Source organism: Sinomonas sp. ASV322, from assembly GCF_030908245.1.
Lineage (GTDB): Bacteria > Actinomycetota > Actinomycetes > Actinomycetales > Micrococcaceae > Sinomonas.
On record NZ_JAVFJJ010000003.1, the window covers coordinates 290257 to 309012 of the forward strand.

General features: G+C 70.0%; 14 protein-coding genes and 1 pseudogene. 13 read left to right on the forward strand and 2 right to left on the reverse strand.

The features are described from left to right. Nucleotides 1-14: 14 nt before the first annotated feature. The 11 genes and pseudogenes from RBS12_RS06170 to RBS12_RS06220 all read left to right on the forward strand — a co-directional run bounded on the left by RBS12_RS06170 (nt 15) and on the right by RBS12_RS06220 (nt 12618). Nucleotides 15-959 (forward strand): glycosyltransferase family 2 protein, encoded by a 945-nt coding sequence (locus RBS12_RS06170; RefSeq protein ID WP_307965191.1) that lies wholly within the window; start codon nt 15-17, stop codon nt 957-959. Beyond that, entirely contained in the window at nt 956-1969 is a 1014-nt protein-coding gene (locus tag RBS12_RS06175) for a glycosyltransferase (RefSeq protein ID WP_307965192.1), read from the forward strand. Before RBS12_RS06170 ends, RBS12_RS06175 begins: the two co-directional genes overlap by 4 nt. Beyond that, nucleotides 1966-3054 (forward strand): RNA-binding protein, encoded by a 1089-nt coding sequence (locus tag RBS12_RS06180; protein WP_307965193.1) that lies wholly within the window; start codon nt 1966-1968, stop codon nt 3052-3054. Before RBS12_RS06175 ends, RBS12_RS06180 begins: the two co-directional genes overlap by 4 nt. Then, the gene (locus RBS12_RS06185) at nt 3051-3755 is read left to right on the forward strand and encodes an acylneuraminate cytidylyltransferase family protein (RefSeq protein ID WP_307965194.1); all 705 of its coding nucleotides are present in this window, start codon (nt 3051-3053) and stop codon (nt 3753-3755) included. The genes RBS12_RS06180 and RBS12_RS06185 overlap by 4 nt, the downstream gene beginning before the upstream one ends. Further along, a complete protein-coding gene (locus RBS12_RS06190; RefSeq protein WP_307965195.1) occupies nt 3752-5995 on the forward strand; it encodes an N-acetylneuraminate synthase family protein in 2244 nt (747 codons plus the stop codon). Before RBS12_RS06185 ends, RBS12_RS06190 begins: the two co-directional genes overlap by 4 nt. Beyond that, complete coding sequence (locus RBS12_RS06195; RefSeq protein WP_307965196.1) at nt 5986-7089, forward strand: glycosyltransferase family 4 protein; 1104 nt, start codon at nt 5986-5988, stop codon at nt 7087-7089. The genes RBS12_RS06190 and RBS12_RS06195 overlap by 10 nt, the downstream gene beginning before the upstream one ends. Then, nucleotides 7086-8243 (forward strand): hypothetical protein, encoded by a 1158-nt coding sequence (locus RBS12_RS06200; RefSeq protein ID WP_307965197.1) that lies wholly within the window; start codon nt 7086-7088, stop codon nt 8241-8243. Before RBS12_RS06195 ends, RBS12_RS06200 begins: the two co-directional genes overlap by 4 nt. Next, entirely contained in the window at nt 8240-9316 is a 1077-nt protein-coding gene (locus RBS12_RS06205) for an acyltransferase (RefSeq protein ID WP_307965198.1), read from the forward strand. The genes RBS12_RS06200 and RBS12_RS06205 overlap by 4 nt, the downstream gene beginning before the upstream one ends. A gap of 487 nt (nt 9317-9803) precedes the next feature. Next, nucleotides 9804-10163 (forward strand): annotated as a pseudogene (locus tag RBS12_RS06210) (glycosyltransferase); the annotation flags it as partial. 352 nt (nt 10164-10515) lie between these two features. Continuing rightward, on the forward strand, nt 10516-11454 hold the full coding sequence (locus RBS12_RS06215) for a glycosyltransferase (protein ID WP_307965199.1): 939 nt from the start codon (nt 10516-10518) through the stop codon (nt 11452-11454). A 51-nt stretch (nt 11455-11505) separates the two neighbouring features. After that, the gene (locus tag RBS12_RS06220; protein ID WP_307965200.1) at nt 11506-12618 is read left to right on the forward strand and encodes a glycosyltransferase; all 1113 of its coding nucleotides are present in this window, start codon (nt 11506-11508) and stop codon (nt 12616-12618) included. 20 nt (nt 12619-12638) lie between these two features. On the opposite strand, the gene RBS12_RS06225 is transcribed toward RBS12_RS06220, so the two are convergent. Both RBS12_RS06225 and RBS12_RS06230 read right to left on the reverse strand, forming a co-directional pair. After that, nucleotides 12639-13574, reverse strand: a complete 936-nt coding sequence (locus RBS12_RS06225; RefSeq protein ID WP_307965201.1) for a nucleotidyltransferase family protein — start codon at nt 13572-13574, stop codon at nt 12639-12641. Between the two features lie 45 nt (nt 13575-13619). Beyond that, nucleotides 13620-13961, reverse strand: coding sequence for a hypothetical protein (locus RBS12_RS06230; protein ID WP_307965202.1), 342 nt, complete (start codon nt 13959-13961; stop codon nt 13620-13622). Nucleotides 13962-14144: 183 nt separating this feature from the next. On the opposite strand from RBS12_RS06230, the gene glgX (RBS12_RS06235) reads away from it, so the two are divergent. Continuing rightward, entirely contained in the window at nt 14145-16247 is a 2103-nt protein-coding gene (gene glgX, locus RBS12_RS06235) for a glycogen debranching protein GlgX (RefSeq protein WP_307965203.1), read from the forward strand. A gap of 96 nt (nt 16248-16343) precedes the next feature. Continuing rightward, nucleotides 16344-18755 carry a glycogen debranching protein GlgX gene (gene glgX / locus RBS12_RS06240; protein ID WP_307965204.1) on the forward strand — a complete coding sequence of 804 codons (2412 nt, stop codon included), beginning with the start codon at nt 16344-16346 and terminating at the stop codon, nt 18753-18755. Nucleotide 18756 lies beyond the last annotated feature (1 nt).

The following is an 18756-nucleotide window of genomic DNA, read 5'->3' on the forward strand; positions in this document are numbered from 1 at the left end:
CGGACTCAACGCCCATGGAAGCAACCATCGGATTCGCCGAGAGCGGGCCCCATCCCGCGAAGCCCTCGCGTTGCGTGAGCGTCGTCATCCCGCACTACGGCGATCCCGCGCCGACCCTTGCCCTCATCGACGCTCTCGAGAAGGGGAACACGGCTCCGCTCGCCCGGATCATCGTGTCCGACGACCGATCCCCGATCCCGTTTCCCGAGCGCGACGGCGTCGAGATCGTGCGCCGTGCGAGCAACGGAGGCTTCGGGTCGGCTGTCAACTCCGGCATGGAACTCGTGGACAGCGAGCTCGCCCTCGTCCTCAACAGCGACCTCGAGATCGGCCCCGCGTTCATCGCGGACCTTCTCGCGGCGGCCTCGCCGTGGCAGCCGGCCGTCGTGAGCCCTCAGGTCCATGACCCGGACGGCTCGTGCCAGTGGGTGGGACGCCACTTCCCGACGGCGTCCCACCAGGTAGTCGAGTGGCTTACGCCCCTTGCCCGCTTCCGGCATCGGCGCCCGCTGCACGAGTTCGTGGGCCACGACACGCGCTGCGCGGACGGCGCCGTCGTCCCGGTCGACTGGGTCGTCGGCGCGGCGATGCTCATCCCAGTGGCCGAGTTCCGCGCAGTGGGCGGCTTCGACGAGCGCTTCTTCATGAACGCCGAAGAAGTCGATCTCCAGCGGCGGCTCCGCGAACGCGGCGTGCCCTCGGTGTTCGCCGGGACCGTCGCTGTTGTCCACGAGGGCGGCGGATCATCGGACCCCGCGCGGAGGCGCCAGTGGCTCGTCGAGTCGCGGCTCGCCTATGCACAGAAGTGGGGTGGCGAGCGTCGGCTCCGCGCGGGCCTCGCGGCGGCCTCGGTCGCGAACTGGGCGGTCAACGTGATCCGCCAGGCTGCCGGTCGCGAGGTCGATGCCATCGGGACCCTCGGCCGCGAACTCGCGTATCTGCGCGGGAGGTCGCGATGACCTTCAGCCACCGACTGCTGCTCGTGACGCCGGCGTTCCACGGTTACCACCGGTCGATCGCGCGTGCTTTCTCCGCGCGCGGCTACGACGTCGTGACCCATTGCTATGACGCCTTCGCCACTCTCGGGGAGAAGTTTCGCAACAAGGCGCTCATCGAGCTTCCGTCCCGCTTCGGAGCGGACACCTACGAGGCGGCGCGGGCATGGTCGACGGCGAGGGCGCTCGCGGCGCTCACGGAGGCGAACCCGACGCGCCTCGTCGTGATCAAGGGCGACACCCTCGGGGGCGACTTCTGGCACGAGGTCGCCTCACGCGGCCTGCCCCGCATCCTCTGGCTGTACGACGACGTTGCGCGGCACCACTTCGACGACAGCTTCCTGCGGTGGATCGGTCCTGTCGTGAGCTATGCGAGGTCCGAGGCGGCCGAACTCGTGGCCCGGGGAGTGGCCGCATCCTTTATCCCGAACGCCTTCGACCCGGACCTCGCCCGGCCCTCGTCGCGTCGATCCGGCGAGGTCGTCTTTGTGGGATCGAGGTATCCCAACCGCGTGGCGCTCCTGGCGGCATTGCGGGAGGCGGGGCTGCCGATCCGAGCCTATGGCCGGCAGTGGTCGCACCATCCCTTCGACCGGCTCCGGACGTGGGAGCTTTCTCGGCCCGCGCTGCAGTCCGAGCGAGACATTCCGCTCGCGAGGGCATACTCCGTTCAAGCTGAGGCCGCCGCGGCGCTCAACGTCCATGGGCTCCAGGCGGGGCTTGCGATGCGGAGCTTCGAAGTTCCTGGCATGGGCGGCCTCCAACTCGTCGACCGCCCGGACATCGCCGAGTTCTATGAGGTCGGCACGGAGGCGCTTGTCTTCGGGAGCACTGACGAGCTCGTCGACCTCGCGACGCGCTCGCTGCGCGATCGGGCATGGTCCGAGCGGATTCGGGCTGCGGGGCGACGGAGGAGCCTCGCCGAGCACACGTTCGCCCATCGGATCTCTCAGGTGGACTCGCTGTGGGCGTGACTTCAAGCGGGCTGCGGTACCCGCGCGATCTTGGGGCGTGGCGGCGCTGGCACGAGGCCCGGCACCCGCTCCGCCGGCTCAGAGCTGCGGTCCGTCCCTCGCCGCCGCGGCCCCTGTGGCTCGCCATGAGAGGCGAGGCTCCCCGCCTTCTCGTCGCGATCGACGCCCCGACGCCGACGCAGATCGCCGCACTCGCAAGGCCGCTTGAGGCTCTCGGGCCGGTCGACGCGGCAGTCCTCGCGCCGAACCGCCTCGACGGGCTGCTCTCGGGCGGCTGGCAATGGACAGCCCTCGCAGCGGGTCCGGAAGCGGCGGTCCCCGATCGGCTCGGCGCGGTGAGAGCGATCCTCTCCGCAGGGCACCACCTCCCCGCCGGGGCCCTCGCCGACCGGTGGGGCGCGGACCTCGGGGCCGAGCGGCTAGTGGCGCAGCACGGCCTCCTGACGCCCTACGCTCCACCCATCCCCCACGGTGCGACGCTCTTCGCCTTCAGCGACGCCGACGCCGAGTTCGTCACGAACGGGCGGGACGACGTCGTCGCCGTCTGCACAGGCTCCCAGCTCCTCTGGGCGGCCGGGTCCGCGCGGGCCCGAGCGGCCGATGCTCAGGGCCGTCCCGTGTACCTCGGCCAGCTCCACGGCGCCGAGCTCCCGAGGTGGGGGGCCGCGCGCGCGGCGCGCGAATTCTGCCGATCCACGGGCGCGGTGTATCGGCCGCATCCTGCGGAGGCGGACCTCTTGTCCCGGATCCAGCACCGCGCGTGGGAGCTCTCGGGACTCGAGATCGACCGAGGCGGTGCGCCGATGAGCAGGGTCGACCGGCCGGTCGTCTCGGCGTTCTCCACGGGTGTCCTCGAGGCCGCCGCATGCGGGCTCCCAGCGTGGGTCTTCTATCCGAACCCCCCGCGCTGGCTGCGGGAGTTCTGGGAACGGTACGGCATGGCGCCGTGGGGCGGCGAGCCGACGCGGCCGCCGTTCAGGGACGAATTGGAGCCGGCTGCGCTCATCGCAGAACACATTTCACGCCGGCTCGGCTGCGAGGTGCGCCCGCACGCCTGGCGTCGGGCCCAGGAAGGAACGCCATGAGAATCCTCTGCGTGATCCCCGCCCGCGGCGGTTCGAAGGGGATACCCCGCAAGAACCTCCGTCACGTCGGGGGGAAGCCGCTTGTCGTCTGGACGATTGAGCAGGCCCTCGGGGCGGCAGCCGGACTCGATGTCCTCGTCTCCACGGACGACGAGGAGATCGCGCTCCTTGCGGCGGGCGCGGGCGCCGATGTGCCCTTCGTGCGGCCGAGCTTCCTCGCCCGTGACGAGTCGCCAACGGAGCCCGTCGTCGAGCATGCGATCGCCTTCCGCACGGAGCAGGGGCGCCGCCCCGACGCCGTCATGCTCCTCCAGGCCACGTCTCCGATCCGGCTTCCGGGCACGATCGACCGCGCCGTCGGGCAGTTCGTCGCGACGGACGTCGATTCGCTCGTCGGCGTCGTGCCCCAGACGCCCTTCCTGTGGACGATGGGCGAGAAGCCGGGCGCCGCGTACGCCGTCGACGCGCGGCCGCGCCGTCAGGACCTCGCCGAGCGGGACTACGTCTACCGCGAGACGGGTTCGCTCTACCTCACGAGGACACGCGTCTACGAGGAAGCCCACAACCGCCTCGGCGGGTGCATCGGACTGTTCGTCATGGACGAGACCGAGGGCATCGACATCGACACGCACGTTGATCTGGTCGCCGCCGACCTTCACCTGAGTCACTTACACGCCCCTGGGGGAGAGCCGAACCGATGATCGTCGACCGCAACATCGCACCCTACGTCGTCTTCTCGGAGGACCCCCTCCTGAGCGCCCTTCAGAAGATCACGGCGAACCAAGAACGCATCGTCTTCTGCGTCGACGAGCGCGGAATCCTGCGAGGTTCGCTCTCCGACGGGGACTTCCGGCGGTGGATCGTCGAGAATCCCGGCGCTGACCTCACCAGTTCCGCGCTCGACGCCGCCAACCGGAGCGTCCGCAGCGTGGAGCATACGACGTCGCCGGCGGACCTGCGCGCGCACCTGACCCGAGGCGTCACCCACCTGCCGCTTGTGGATGACCGCGGGCACCTCGTGGCGGTCGCAGTCGACCGCGCGGACGTCATTCGCATCGGGGCCCGCGAGATTGGCGAAGGGAATCCCGCGTTCGTCATCGCCGAGATCGGCAACAATCACAACGGCTCGGTGGCCCTCGCCAAGCGCCTCGTCGATCTCGCCGCGGAGGCGGGCGCGGACGCCGTCAAATTCCAGCTTCGCGACCTCGACTCGCTGTATCGGCAGACGGGAGGCTCAAGCGCCGGCGAGGATCTCGGTGCCCAGTACACGCTCGATCTCCTGACGCGCTTCTCCCTTCCTGCCGGGAAGCTCTTCGAGGTCTTCGACCACTGCCGGGCTCACGGCGTCGAGGTCATGTGCACACCGTGGGATCTGCCGAGCGTCGAGGCGCTCGCCGACTACGGCATTCCGGGGCTCAAGATCGCCTCCGCGGACCTCACGAACCACGGTCTCCTGCGGGACGCAGGGTCGCGCGGCCTCCCGCTCATCCTCAGCACCGGGATGTCGCGGGAGGACGAGATCCGGGAAGCCGCCAGCCTCTTGCGCGGCCTCGGGACGAGCTTCGCGATGCTCCACTGCCAATCCACCTACCCGGCGCCGTTCAAGGACATCAACCTCGCGTACATGGACCGGCTCGCGGAAATCGGCCAATGCGTCGTCGGATATTCGGGCCATGAGCGCGGGTTCCACGTGCCGATCGCTGCCGTCGCGCGCGGCGCAAAGATCATCGAGAAGCACTTCACCGTCGACAGGTCGATGGAAGGCAACGACCACAAGGTTTCGCTCTTGCCCGAGGAATTTGCGGAGATGGTCCGGCGGATCCGGGAGACCGAAGAGTCCATCGGGGGCCGGGGGCCGCGCGAGGTCTCGACCGGCGAGCTCATGAACCGCGCCAATCTCGCCAAATCCCTCGTGGCCGCGCGGCCCCTCGCGAAGGGGCACGTCGTCCGGGCCGAGGATGTCGACGTCAGGAGCCCAGGGAGGGGGCTTCAGCCGAACGCCCTCCCTCAGCTGCTCGGCCGGACCCTCCGGCGGGACTTCGCGCGCGGAGACTTCTTCTTCGACGGCGATCTGGCCGATGCGGTTCCGGCGGGAAGGCCCTTCCAGTTCCGCCGCCCGTGGGGGCTTCCCGTCCGGTACCACGACCACGCGACCCTCATGGGGGACTGCACGCCCGACTTCCTCGAGTTCCACTTCTCCTACAAGGACCTCGAGATCGACGTCGATTCTGTCTTCGAGACCCCGCTCAAGGTCGGCTTCACGACACACCTCCCGGATCTCTTCGCGGGCGACTTCCTCGTCGACCTCGCCTCGTTCGACCGGGGCGTGTGGGAGCGCTCGATTGCCGAGGTGCAGCGCACGGTCGACATCACACGCTCCCTCGGCCGGTGGTTCGCGCTGGACGACGAGCCGATCATGGTCGCGACGATGGGCGGCTTCACGAAGGACAGCCACGTGGCGCCCGAGCGGCGCGAGTCCATGTACGGGCGCATCGGGGACGCGCTGGGCCGCCTCGACACGGCCGGCGTGCGGATCGCAGCGCAGACCCTCCCGCCGTACCCATGGCTCATGGGCGGGCAGCAGTTCCACAACCTCTTCCTCGACCCGGCCGACACGGCAGCGTTCGCCGCGGCGACCGACACGTCCCTGTGCCTCGACGTGTCCCATTCGAAGCTCGCCGCGAATCATCTGGGGATGCCGTTCACCGAGGCCGTCGAGCGCCTCGCCCCCCACTCGATCCACCTCCACCTCGTCGACGCGCGCGGGGTCGACGGCGAGGGCGTCCAGATCGGCGACGGCGAAGTCGACTGGGCCGCCCTTGCAGGCCAGCTCGATCGGCTCGCGCCCGGTGTGGGCTTCATCCCGGAGATCTGGCAGGGCCACGTCAACAGCGGCGAGGGCTTCTGGACCGCCTTGGACAGGCTCGAGCGATGGTTCTGAGTACTCCGGGTCGGTGCCCGCGGGAACGCGGCCTCCCCACTGCCCTGTGGGTCGTTCCCGTGAGCGACCTCGGCGGCGTCGCGCGACACGTGCTCGACGTCGCCGACGTCGGCCTGCCTGGGTGGAGGCTCGTCGTCGTCTGCCCGGCCGGTCCACTCGCCGAACGCCTGCGGGAGGCGGGCGCCGCGGTCGCGACCGCCCGATTCGGACCGGCCGCAGGCTTCGGCGCCTCGGTGCTCGCACTCAGGCAGACCGTCCGGGCCCTGCGCACGAGCATCGTGCACGCACACCTCGCGTACGCGGATCTCGCCGCGGCCGCGGCCGTCGCCGGGACGGGCGCCCGGCTCGCGACGACGGAGCACGGCATCGCGTACGACGACACTGTGTACCACGGCTCGCCCTTCAAGGCGCGGCTCATGGCCGCTGCCCACCGCGCGCGCTTCGCGACGACCGACGTCGCGATTGCCGTGTCTGCCGCGACCAGGAGCGCGATGGTCGAGAAATGGCGGCCCGGGCGGGAGATCGCCGTGATTCCCAACGGGGTGGACGCCGCCGTCGTCCGTTCTCGCGTCGAGGCCCATCGCACCGCGGGGAGAAGCGGTGGCCTCCGGGTGCTGTCCCTTTCCCGCCTCTCCGCCGAGAAGCGCCTCCTCGAGCTGCTCCAGGCCTTCGCCATGCTGCGCCGAAGCCGTCCCGACGCGACGCTCGTCATCGCGGGGGAGGGGCCCGAGCGGGCTCCGCTCGAAGCCGCGGCATGCGCCCTCGGCCTCGGCGAGTCGGTGGCCTTCCCCGGCTTCGTCGAGCCCTACGCGGCCATGGGGGCCGCCGATGTGGTGGTGCAACTCTCAGTATGGGAGAACTGCTCTTACACCCTCCTCGACGCAGCCGCCGCAGGGCTTGGCGTCGTCGCGACGCCGGTCGGGGGAAATCCCGAGATCCTGCCGCAGGAATGCCTCGTCGATGCGGACGACGCCGAGGGCGTCGCCCGGGCCATCGAGCGGCAGGCGGTCGACGGCGCGCGCAGGCCTTTCGCGTGGGTGTCGCGCCGTGAGATGGCCGACCGGATTGCGCGGGCCTATGGCGGGCCTTCATGATCGCGGCTCCTGCCCTTGCGGTGCCCGCGTGGTCGGCCGGGGTGAGGCGTCCACGGGTCCGCCTCCTCCAGGCCGCCCTGTTCGCCTTCTTCGTGTTCGACGGATACGCCGTCCCCGGCCTTCCGGTCCCCATTCCAGGCGCGGACCTTGCCGCCATCGTGCTGGTAGCGCTCGGTGCGTTCCGGGTCCGCGAGCGTTTCCTGGGGCCCACCGCGTGGTACGTGCCGCTCTGGGTTCTCCTCGTGGCGTACCTCGCGCTCGAATCGTGGGTCAACGAGGTCGACTGGTTCCGGAGGGCTGTCCGTCTCGGGATCATGGTCGTGCTGTCCGTCCAGCTGGGCACCGGTCGGCTCGACCTCCGGTCCGGGCTCCTGGGCCTTCTCACGGGCCTCGGCGCCAACGCGGTCCTGTTCTACCTCCGGCTCGCGCCGGACACCTATTCGGGCGTGCTCACGGGATTCCTCGGAGACAAGAACGTCGCGGGCCTCTACTACGCCCTCGTTCCACTGCTCGCGCTGCCGTTCATAAGATCGCGGAGGCGGCGCGTGGGTCTTCTCGTCTTCGCCTCCGGGCTCACCTACCTGACCGGGTCCCGGACCTCGATCGCGGCGCTCGCGCTCGCGGGGCTCTGGGTGCTCTTGCGGAAGCGCCTCCCGACGATCCTGCACGTCCCCGTGCTCGGCGGCCTCTACTTGGCCGACCGGTACGCCGAGGAGAACTTCGCGAACGCGCTGTTCAGCGACCGCGAGGGAAGCGACCTCCTGCGCTCGCGCATCGGCGAGGCCGCGTCGGAGAAAGCCGCCTCCGCGCCCCCGTATGGCCTGGGGCTCGGCCAGGCGACGGTGGAGATGGACAACCGTTCGTGGTTCTTCCATGATTCGTTCCTCGCGCTCTATGTCGAGGGCGGCTGGGTGGCGCTCCTGGTCGTCGTCGGCCTCTTCGCCGTCCTCGGCCTTCCGCTCTTCACCGCCCCGTCGCGGCGTCCGCATCTGGCGTTCGAGGCTGGGACCGTCGTCGTCATGACCTGCGCGTCGAAGCTCGGCGAAGTCTTCCTCTCCCTCCCGGCGTTCCTCCTGCTCGGATGCCTCCTGATGGCCCACGCGCTGCGCGGGAGCCCCGAACCGACTGCGGTGGCGGCCGGTGAGCCCGCATGACGCGCTTCAGGGAGCTCGACGGGCTCCGGGGGATAGCGGCGATCGTCGTCGTCGGCTCGCATTTCACGGGCGCCTACAACTCGCGCTATCCGGACGATCCCGTGGCCATCGTGGACCTGGGCTGGGGCGCCTACGGGGTCCAGCTGTTCTTCCTCATCAGCGGCTTCGTCATCCTCATGTCAGCCTCTCGCGCCCAGAGGCCCAGCGATTTCGTCATCTCACGCGCCGCGCGCCTCTATCCGGCCTATTGGCTCTCGCTCGCGCTTGCGGTGGGCGTGGGCGCCCTCGCACGCGTCCCCCACGTCCCGCTCGATCCGTGGGTCATTGTCGCGAACCTCTCCATGGTTCAGCGGTGGTTCCTCGTCGAGAACGTCAACGACGTCTATTGGACGCTCGCGATCGAGATGCAGTTCTATGCACTGATCGTGGTGCTGCTCGTCGCGACCCGCTCTCGGATCTCCGACCGGCTGGTGGCGTGGCTCGTCGTCGTGTGGCTCGTGGTGGCTCTCGCCGTTGCGTGGTGGGCGGGTCCCTTCAGCCGGGGCACGAGTCCCCAGAACGTCATCGCGCCGGTCAAGATGGTGCTCAACGTGTCGCTCGCGGAATTCGGCCCCCTGTTCTCCCTGGGCATGCTCGCCTATCTCTCGCGGCGGGAGGGACGGCTCCACCCGCTTGTCCCGGTCGCCGCCGCAGTCGCTGCCGCCGTCGCGTGGATTCTGCACTCGTGGGTCGATGGCTTGTGGGTCGCGGGCATCTGCGCGGGATTCATCGCCGTCGTGCTTCGCCCGACGACGAAGCCGCTCACCACGCCTCCCGTGCAATGGCTCGGAGCGAGGAGCTACTCCCTCTATGTCGTGCACTCGATCCTCGGATTCGCGCTCATCCGCTGGTTGTGGCCGGTCACCGGCCGTGATCTCGCGATGCCTGCGGCATTCGCCGTCGTGCTTCTGGCAACGTGGGCGTGCCATGCCGTGGGCGAGCAACTGCTCAGTTCGCTCATGCGGCGGGCAATGCTCCGCTGGCGGGACCGGAACCGGGAGTCGGATCGACCTGCGGAGGGGCAACATGGCTGAATCGGGCCTTTCAATCGCCATTGCGGCGAACAACGGAGAAATCGGCGGGGGCGAGGTGATGCTGCTCGCGATCGCGGACGCGCTCCGGGGGCTCGCCGTCGAGGTGCGCGTCCTCGGCCCCGCGAACCCTGGCGGGCTTGTGGGCGCCGCGCGAGAGCGGGGCTTCGCCGTCGAGGCGCTCGACGGCGCGAGCCGGCTCGACTACCTTCGGGCCCTTCGCGGCTGGCGCTCCGTGAACCCCGAGCCCGTCCTGTGGGGCAACGGCCTTCTCCCGGTCGTCGCGACGGCCGGAATGCCGCGTCGGATCGCGCACCTGCACCGCCTTCCCTCGTCGTCCCAGCGAGCCGTCGCGGCACTGGCACGCCGTGGCGCCCTCGCGACGCTCGTCCCGTCGGACTACATGGCCTCGCGCGTCCGCGGCGCGGCCGTCCTCCCTAATTGGTCCCCCCAACTCGAACGGGTCCTCGTGCCTCGGGGCGACGGCCCGATGCGCGTCGGCTTCCTGGGCCGCCCGTCCGAGGCCAAGGGGGTTCCCGTGCTTGTCGAGGCCCTCTCCCTCCTCCGCCGGCGGGGGGTCGGGCGGTACATCCTGAGGATCGCGGGGGAGCCCCGCTTCGTCGATGCGCGCGAGCGGGCCGTCGTCGAGGCGCGGCTCAGGAGCCTCGGTGCCTCTGCCCAGCGGCTCGGCTGGATGCCTCCGGACGAGTTCTTCGGAACGATCGACCTCCTCGTCGTCCCGTCCGTGTGGCAAGAGCCGTTCGGCCTCGTGGTGACGGAGGCGATGTCCGCGGGCGTGCCCGTAGTCGTGAGCGACGCAGGTGCGCTCCCCGAGGTCGTCGGCGCGGGCCACCCCTGGATCGCGGCGGCGGGCGACGCCGAATCCCTCGCCGAAGCCATCGCGGCGGCTGCCTCGGCGCTTCCCGCCGAGGACGTCACCGCAGCGGCCCGCGCCCGGTGGGCCGAGCGGTTCTCGCCTGACGCCGGACGCGACGGCGTTCGGCGCGTGCTCGAATCCCTCGGACGCTCCCCGGCGCCCCCGCGGGGCAAGCCGCCGCAGGGCGGGCTGTCGCGGGGCAAGCCGCCGCAGGGCGGGCTGACGCAGGGCAGGCTGACGCAGGGCAGGGACCGGCAGCGCAGGGCGCCTCCCCTCGTGGCGCCGGCCCTGGCCCGGATTCGGCCGCCGATGCGGGAGCCGCTCCGTGACGGGCCCCGCGGCGTCGATCATCGTGCCGACGCGGGGCGGAGCGGCCCGGCTTCCCGTGCTCCTCGGCGCGCTCGCGAGGCAAGACACGCGGGACTTCGAAGTAATCGTCGTCGTCGACGGCGATGTCGACGGAAGCGCCGACAAGGCGCGCCGCTGGTCCGCGGTGCTCGATGTCAGGCCCATCGTCTTCGCCGAGAACCGCGGGCGGGCGGCGGCGCTCAACGCGGGCGCGGAAGCGGCGCGCGGGAATCTTCTCATCCGATGCGACGACGACCTCGAGCCGGCGAGCACGTTCGTCTCGGGGCACATCGCCCGGCACATCGGAGGCCCCTGCGGCGTCGTCGGCCTCACGACCAACGTCCTGCCCAACACGCCGTACGCTCTCGCCTACGGCCGCCGCGCGGACGAATCGTCGATCGCCTACGCGCTGACCTTGCCCGGCGACCGCACATGGCGCCTGTGGTCTGCCAACGTCTCGGTGCCGCGGGACGCGCACTTCCGCGTGGGCGGCTACGACGGCCGCTACCGCCGCTACGGCTGGGAGGACGTCGACTTCGGCTACCGCCTCCGCGCGGCGGGCTATCCGATCTGGGTTGCGCCCGAGCTCATGGCGCGTCACCACGGCGCCTCGACGACGACGGCGGTCTGGGCTCTTCGCGCGCTTCACTCGGGTGCCGCACGCGAAACGTTCCTCGAGATCCATGGGCGGGACGCGCTGCCGGGCGCGGACGCTGGGCGGGGCGCGTGGGACCGCATCGTGCGCGCGGCGAGCACGGCCGCGAGCGAGCGGACGCTCCGGGCCTACGGTGGCGCGGTCGACGCCGTCGCCCGCTTCATGCCGCGGCCCGTCGCCGAAAAGCTCATGGCGCTCGCCGTCGAATCCGCCGGCCTCGCCGGGATCCGCTATCCGGAACGAGCCAAAGCCACCTTCTAGCACTGTTTCAGACCAGCACCCAGTTCAGACCAGCACCTTGGGGGAAACACCATGGGGGACAAGGAACCCGTCGTCGCCATCGCGCACGACTATCTGACGCAGCGGGGCGGGGCTGAGCGGGTAGTCCTCGCGATGCACCGCGCCTTCCCCGACGCGACGATCTACACGACGCTCTACGACCCCGACGGGACCTATCCCGAGTTCCGCTCGGCCAGGATCGTGACGTCGCCACTCAATCGCGTCGCGCTGTTCCGCCGCGACCATCGGGCCGCCCTGCCGTTTCTCGCGGCGGCGTCGAGCGCGCTCAAGGTGCGGGCCGACGTCGTCATCGCGTCGACGAGTGGCTGGGCACACGGATTCCGCTCCGACGGGCGCATGCTGGTGTACTGCCATTCGCCGGCCCGATGGCTCTACCTCACGCGCCAGTATCTCGGGGAGGCCGGGCGGCGCAGCCCGCGGGGCCTCGCGCTCGCGGCGCTGCGCCCGCTGCTCGTTAGGTGGGACCGGCGCGCGGCCGCGGGGGCAGACCGGTACGTCGCGAACTCGACCGTCGTGCGGGACCGCATCACCGAGGTCTACGGCGTGGAGGCGGACATCGTCCACCCGCCCCACAGCGTCGATACGGGAGCGAGGCTAGAGCCCGTGCCCGGCCTCGAAGGCTTCGTGGGCGACGGTGGGCACTTCCTCGTCGTCTCTCGCCTGCTCCCGTACAAGAACGTCGACCAGGCCATCGAGGCGTTCCGCGGCCTCGACGAGCGCCTCCTCGTGATCGGCGCGGGGCCTCTCGCTGAGGCGCTCGAGGCGGCGCGGCCGCGCAACGTCCGCCTGGCCTCGCGCCTGAGCGATGCCCAGATGCGGTGGGCCTATTCGTCGGCGAAGGCGCTCGTGGCGCCGTCTCACGAGGACTTCGGGATCACCCCACTCGAGGGCGGCGCGTGGGGGCGGCCGACCATTGCCCTCCGCGCTGGCGGCTACCTCGACACGATCGTCGAGGGCGTCACCGGAACGTTCATCGAACGGCCGACGGCGGCGGCAATCCGCGAGGCCGTCCGCGCGTTCGACCCCGCGGCCTGGGACGGCGCGCGCATCCGCTCCCACGTCGAGGGGTTCTCCGAGAGGCGCTTCCGCGAGCGGCTCCGGGCCGAGGTCCTGCGCCTCGCCTAGCTCGGTACGCGAGCGCGGTATCACGCGCGGCTGCGGCGCGCTCGGCGGCGCCTGGGCACCGCTCGCACAACCTCGATGATCCGCGACCGCAGTTCGGCCCCGTAGTCGGACGCCGTGGGCTCCCGGAGCAGCTTCATCCGCAGGTGGTCCCGATTGACGACGACGGCGGAGCGCACGAGCGCGAACCGCTCGCGCGCCGTCCGGCATGCCCGCCATCGCGCGCCGAACAGCTCGACCCGCGTCCCGCCGCGGGACACCACATCCCACACCCCGCGTTCGGGATGGCCCTCCCACTCGTCCAGCCGCCCGGTGGCCGCGGCCAGACCGAGCTGCGCGTCGACGTCGCCCGCAAGCGCTTCGAGCCGGGCCCACCCCTCCGAGCCCACGGCGTCCCGCACGAAGCGGACGTCGTCCGGACCCCTGAACGGGTCGCGCGCGCCGTGCAGGACGATCATGAGGGCTTGGTGGTCGAACGAGGGCACGCGGCACTGCCGGTTCGCGATCGCCTTGTGGGAGCGTGCGGACCATAGCAGGTCGAAGTAGAGGTCGGGGGAGAGGCCAACACCCGGAAAGGCCCGGTGGATGTCGACGTGGCCCCATTGGCCGTTCCAGAGGGTCATGGCGTGGTGGAAGAGCGAGCCGCTCTCGAAGGTTGCTGCAATCTCCCACCCGCGGGCGAGGAGCGCCTCGATGAGGCGGGTGGTGTGCGACGGGCGGACGAGGAGGTCGACGTCGGAGCTTGCCCGCCCGGGCGCGTACAGCCGACCGTCGGCCGCGTAGCCCTTGATGTGGAGGAGATCAATGCCTGCCTCGGCCGAGATCCATTCGATCAACGCGTGGGCGAGCTGGATCCGCTCGGCCAGCGGGAGATCGGCCAAGGGGAGATCGGCCGGGTGCAGCCCCGAACGCGGCGCCTCGGCGCCGTCGTCTGCGGTTCCCCGGTGTTCCCCCAACACAGAACCATCATTCTGGCTCGAGGGCGTGTTGGCAAAACGGCTGTTCTAGGGCTTGCCGTTCACGGCCTCGATGGAGATGCCCACCCAGTTGGTGAAGTCCATGACGGTCTGCGTTGAGGGGGCGTCGGTCGTGACGCCGCGGAAGAATCGCCACAGGTTGCGGTGGACTCCCGATCCAAGGAGATGGCCGCGCCCGTGCGTGCCGTCGAGGCCGCGAGCGTCGCGGTCCCAGTCGATCATCGTGTACTCGACCGCGCTGCCGTCCTCGACCGGGCGGCTCAGGATGACCATCCTCTGGTCCGGTGAGATGGCGCGCACGTTGAATGGCCTGGGACCGGTGTCACCGAACGTGACCTTGTCCCCGAGTGCGAGGTTACGGAAGGTCATGGTGCCCCTTGCTACTACGGCCCCCGCCGAAAATCCGGAACCAGTGTAAGCGGTTACGCAAACATGTGTCATTCGCGTTACGCAAGCTTCACCTTGTGACGCCCCCTGTGCCAACTGTGACGAGCCACGTGGCCGGTGGACTGTCCCGGTCACACTGTCGGCCCCTTGGGATAGGGTCGCCTCATGGAGCCAAAGCCGTATGGTGCGCACCTTGCCGAGGCGGGAACCTCCTTCTCGCTCGCGACCGCCCCGGAGGCGGAACGCGTCGAAGTCTGCCTCGTCGACGAGGCGGGCGGACAGACGTGCGTCGACCTCGCTCGGGCGGGCGAGGCCGACGGCGCGGTCCGCTGGGAGGCCGACGTCCCGGGGGCCGGCGAAGGGCAGCTCTACGGCTACCGGGTCCACGGGCCATGGGACCCTTCACACGGCCTCCGGTTCAATCCCGCCAAGCTGCTCCTCGACCCCTATTCCCTGGCTGTCGCCGGCATCTACCGTGGCGAGCAAGAGGTTCACGCGCACGTCTTCGGCCAGCCCGAGACGATGGACGTCCACGACTCGCTCGGCCGGGCCATGCTCTCGATCGTGTGCGACCACGGACAGTACGACTGGGAGGGGGACGCGCCGCCTCGCCGCCCCTACAACGAGACGATCGTCTACGAGACCCACGTCAAGGGCCTCACCGCGCTCCACCCCGACGTGCCGCAGGAGCTCCGGGGAACGTACCGCGGCGCCGCGCATCCCGCCGTCGTCGGCCATCTCGCGAGGCTCGGCGTGACCGCCGTCGAACTCATGCCCGTGCACCAATTCATCGAGGATCCTGTCCTCGTCGACAGGGGGCTCTCCAACTACTGGGGCTACAACACGATCGGCTTCTTCGCCCCGCACAACGGCTACTCCTCGAGCGGAGATCGCGGCCAGCAGATCACGGAGTTCAAGGACCTCGTCAAGGCGTACCACCAGGCGGGGATCGAGGTGATCCTCGACGTCGTCTACAACCACACCGCGGAAGGCAACCACCTCGGCCCGACGCTCTCGTTCCGGGGGATCGACAACGCGGCGTACTACCACCTCGTGGCCGGGGACGAGTTCTACTACATGGACTACACAGGCACGGGGAACACCCTCAACGTCGGGCATCCGCTCGCGCTCCGGCTCGTCATCGACTCGCTCCGCTATTGGGTCACCGAGATGCATGTGGACGGCTTCCGCTTCGACCTCGCCGCTGCCCTCGCCCGCGAGGACGGCAATGTGGACATGGTCTCGCCCTTCTTCGAGCTCATCGCCGCGGATCCCGTGCTCTCTCGGGTGAAGCTCATCGCCGAGCCGTGGGACGTAGGCCCCGGCGGGTACCAGATCGGCAACTTCCCCCGGCAGTGGGTCGAGTGGAACGGCAAGTTCCGCGACTGCATGCGCGATTTCTGGCGGGGCGATCCCGGCACCCTGCGCGAGCTCGCGACGCGGCTCGCCGGATCGGCGGACCTCTACGAGGACGAGGGCCGGCGACCCTCCGCCTCGGTCAACTTTGTGACGGTGCACGACGGGTTCACCCTTCGCGACCTCGTCTCCTACAACGCGAAGCACAACGAGGCCAACGGCGAGGGCAATCGTGACGGAACGGACGACAACCGCTCATGGAACTGCGGCGTCGAAGGGCCCACCGACGACCCTCACATCCTCGAGCTCCGCGCGCGCCAGGAGAGGAACTTCCTCCTCACCCTCATGCTCTCGCAGGGTGTGCCGATGCTTTCTCACGGCGACGAGCTCGGCCGGACCCAGAGCGGCAACAACAACGCCTATTGCCAGGACAACGGCACCACGTGGATCGATTGGGAGTACGGCGACCACGACCTTCTCCGCTTTCTCGGGCGCCTCGTGGAGCTCAGGAAGCAGCATCCGGTATTCCGGCGGCGCAGCTTCTTCGACGGAACGCCTGTCGCGCCCGCGGAAGGGGATCCGCTGCCGGACGTCGTGTGGCTCGACGCCGACGGCGCGACGATGGGGACGAACGACTGGGACGAGGACTGGGCGAAATCGCTCGCGTTCTTCCTCAACGGCGACGCCGTACCAGGTGTTGGCGGGGCGCCGCGCGACTCGGACATGCTCGTGATCCTGAACGCCGCGGACAACGACGTCGATTACCTCGTCCCCGCCGGGCCCTTTCCCGCCAAGTGGGAGACGATCCTCACGACGTGCACGGCCGCCCTCGTCGGGGAGCGGACGGGGGCGGGCGAGCGCTTCGTGGTTCCGGCGCGCAGCGCCGTCGTCCTCGAGGCCGTTCCGGACTGACACGGGCGCATGCGGGTAACAGGAGCGTCATCACCCCTCGCTAAGATGCGAGGCACGGGGCCTCGGGACGGCCCACCGTCATCCGCAAGGAGCCCTATGGAGATCTGGCCCGGAACGTCCTACCCGCTGGGCGCAACGTTCGACGGCACAGGGACCAACTTCGCCATCTTCAGCGAGGCCGCCGCGAACGTCGAGCTGTGCCTCTTCGACGCGGAACGCCGAGAGACCCGAGCGCCCATGACCGAAGTCGATGGGTTCGTGTGGCACTGCTATCTGCCGGACATCCAGCCCGGCCAGCTCTACGGATACCGCGTGCATGGCTCGTACGATCCCGAACAGGGGCAGCGCTGCAATCCGTCCAAGCTCCTCCTCGACCCCTATGCGAAGGCGGTCCACGGTCAGCTCGACTGGGCGCAGCCGCTTTTTTCGTACACGTTCGGCGACCCCATGAGCCGCAACGACGAGGACTCGGCGCCCCACATGATGCTCGGGGTCGTGACCAACCCGTTCTTCGACTGGGCCGGAGACACCCAGCTCAAGGTCCCGTACCACGAGACCGTCATCTACGAGGCCCACGTCAAGGGGCTCACCCAACTGCACCCCGAGGTTCCCGAGAACCAGCGGGGAACGTACGCGGGAGTCGCGCACCCCGCCGTCGTCGCCCATCTCAAGAAGCTCGGCGTGACCGCACTCGAACTCATGCCCGTGCACCAGTTCGTCGACGACAACACGCTCCAGGAGAAGGGCCTGCACAACTACTGGGGCTACAACACGATTGGCTTCTTCGCCCCGCACGCGGGCTACAGCTCCGCCGGCGACCTCGGGTCCCAGGTGCAGGAATTCAAGGCGATGGTCCGCACCCTGCACGAGGCGGACATCGAGGTGATCCTCGACGTCGTCTACAACCACACGGCGGAGGGCAACCACCTCGGTCCGACGCTCTCGCTCAAGGGCATCGACAACGCGCGCTACTATCGGCTCGTCGACGACGCGCCGCAGTACTACATGGACTACACGGGCACGGGCAATTCGCTCAACGCGCGGCAGCCGCACTCCCTCCAGCTCCTCATGGATTCGCTGCGCTATTGGGTCACGGAGATGCACGTCGACGGCTTCCGCTTCGACCTCGCGTCAACGCTCGCGCGCGAGTTCTATGACGTGGACAAGCTCTCGAGCTTCTTCGAGCTCATCCAGCAGGACCCCGTCGTGTCCCAGGTCAAGCTCATCGCCGAGCCGTGGGACGTGGGGCCCGGCGGCTACCAGGTGGGCAACTTCCCGCCGCAGTGGACCGAGTGGAACGGCAAATACCGGGACACGGTGCGCGACTTCTGGCGCGGCGAGCCGGCGACGCTCGGCGAGTTCGCGTTCCGGCTCACGGGCTCCGCGGACCTCTACGAGCGCAGCGGCCGGCGCCCGGCTGCATCCATCAACTTCGTCACGGCGCACGACGGCTTCACCCTGCGAGACCTCGTCTCCTACAACGAGAAGCACAACGAAGCCAACGGCGAAGGCAACCAGGACGGCGAATCGCACAATCGCTCGTGGAACTGCGGCGCCGAGGGCCCGACGAAGGACGAGAAAGTCCTCGAACTGAGAGCGCGGCAGCAGCGGAACTTCCTCGCGACGCTCTTCCTCTCCCAAGGCGTCCCCATGCTGAGCCACGGCGACGAGCTCGGCCGGGCGCAGCAGGGCAACAACAACGCCTACTGCCAGGACTCCGAGCTCACGTGGATCGACTGGGGCGCGGCGGACAAGCCGCTCGTCGAGTTCACCGCCGCAGTCGCGAGGCTGCGCGCCGAGCACCCGACTTTCCGGCGGAGCACGTTCTTCATCGGCAAGCCCGTGCGGCACGGCGAGGGGGAGCGGCTATCGGATATCGTGTTCCTCCGGCCGGACGGCGAGACGATGGTCCCGGAGGACTGGGACACCGCGTTCGGGCGCTCCGTGGGCGTGTTCCTCAATGGGGACGGCATCAACGGCGTCGACCGGCGCGGCCGGGCCATCACGGACGCGCATTTCCTCCTGTACTTCAATGCGCACGACGGCGAGGTCGCGTTCCGCGTCCCACCGCGCGACTACGCCCCCGGCTGGGACGTGCTCCTCGACACGTCGGGAGCGCTTCCGAACGGCAAGGAGGTCCGGGCCGGGGCTGAGCTCGGGATCGCCGCGAAGAGCCTCGCCGTGCTCCGCGCCCACGAACCGGCCGTGGTCGACGTCGACCACTCCGTCGCGGCGTCCCTTGCAGCGCTCGCCCGGAGCGAGGGCCAGCGTCTCGCCTCCGATCCCACGCGGCATGCGGTGATCGAGCGGCACGCGGGGCCGGGGCCGGCCGGCAGGGAGCCGGAGCCGACGGGCCTCGCGCCCGAGCCCACGGGCGGAGAGCCTCAACCGACGGCCCCCACGCCGAAGGACGACCGGCCCGAGCCGGCGCCACCGGAGCCCGGCTCTCCCGCGCCGAAGCCGCGGCCCGTCCGCCCGGCACCCACGACCCGCCGGGGAAGGCGCTGAC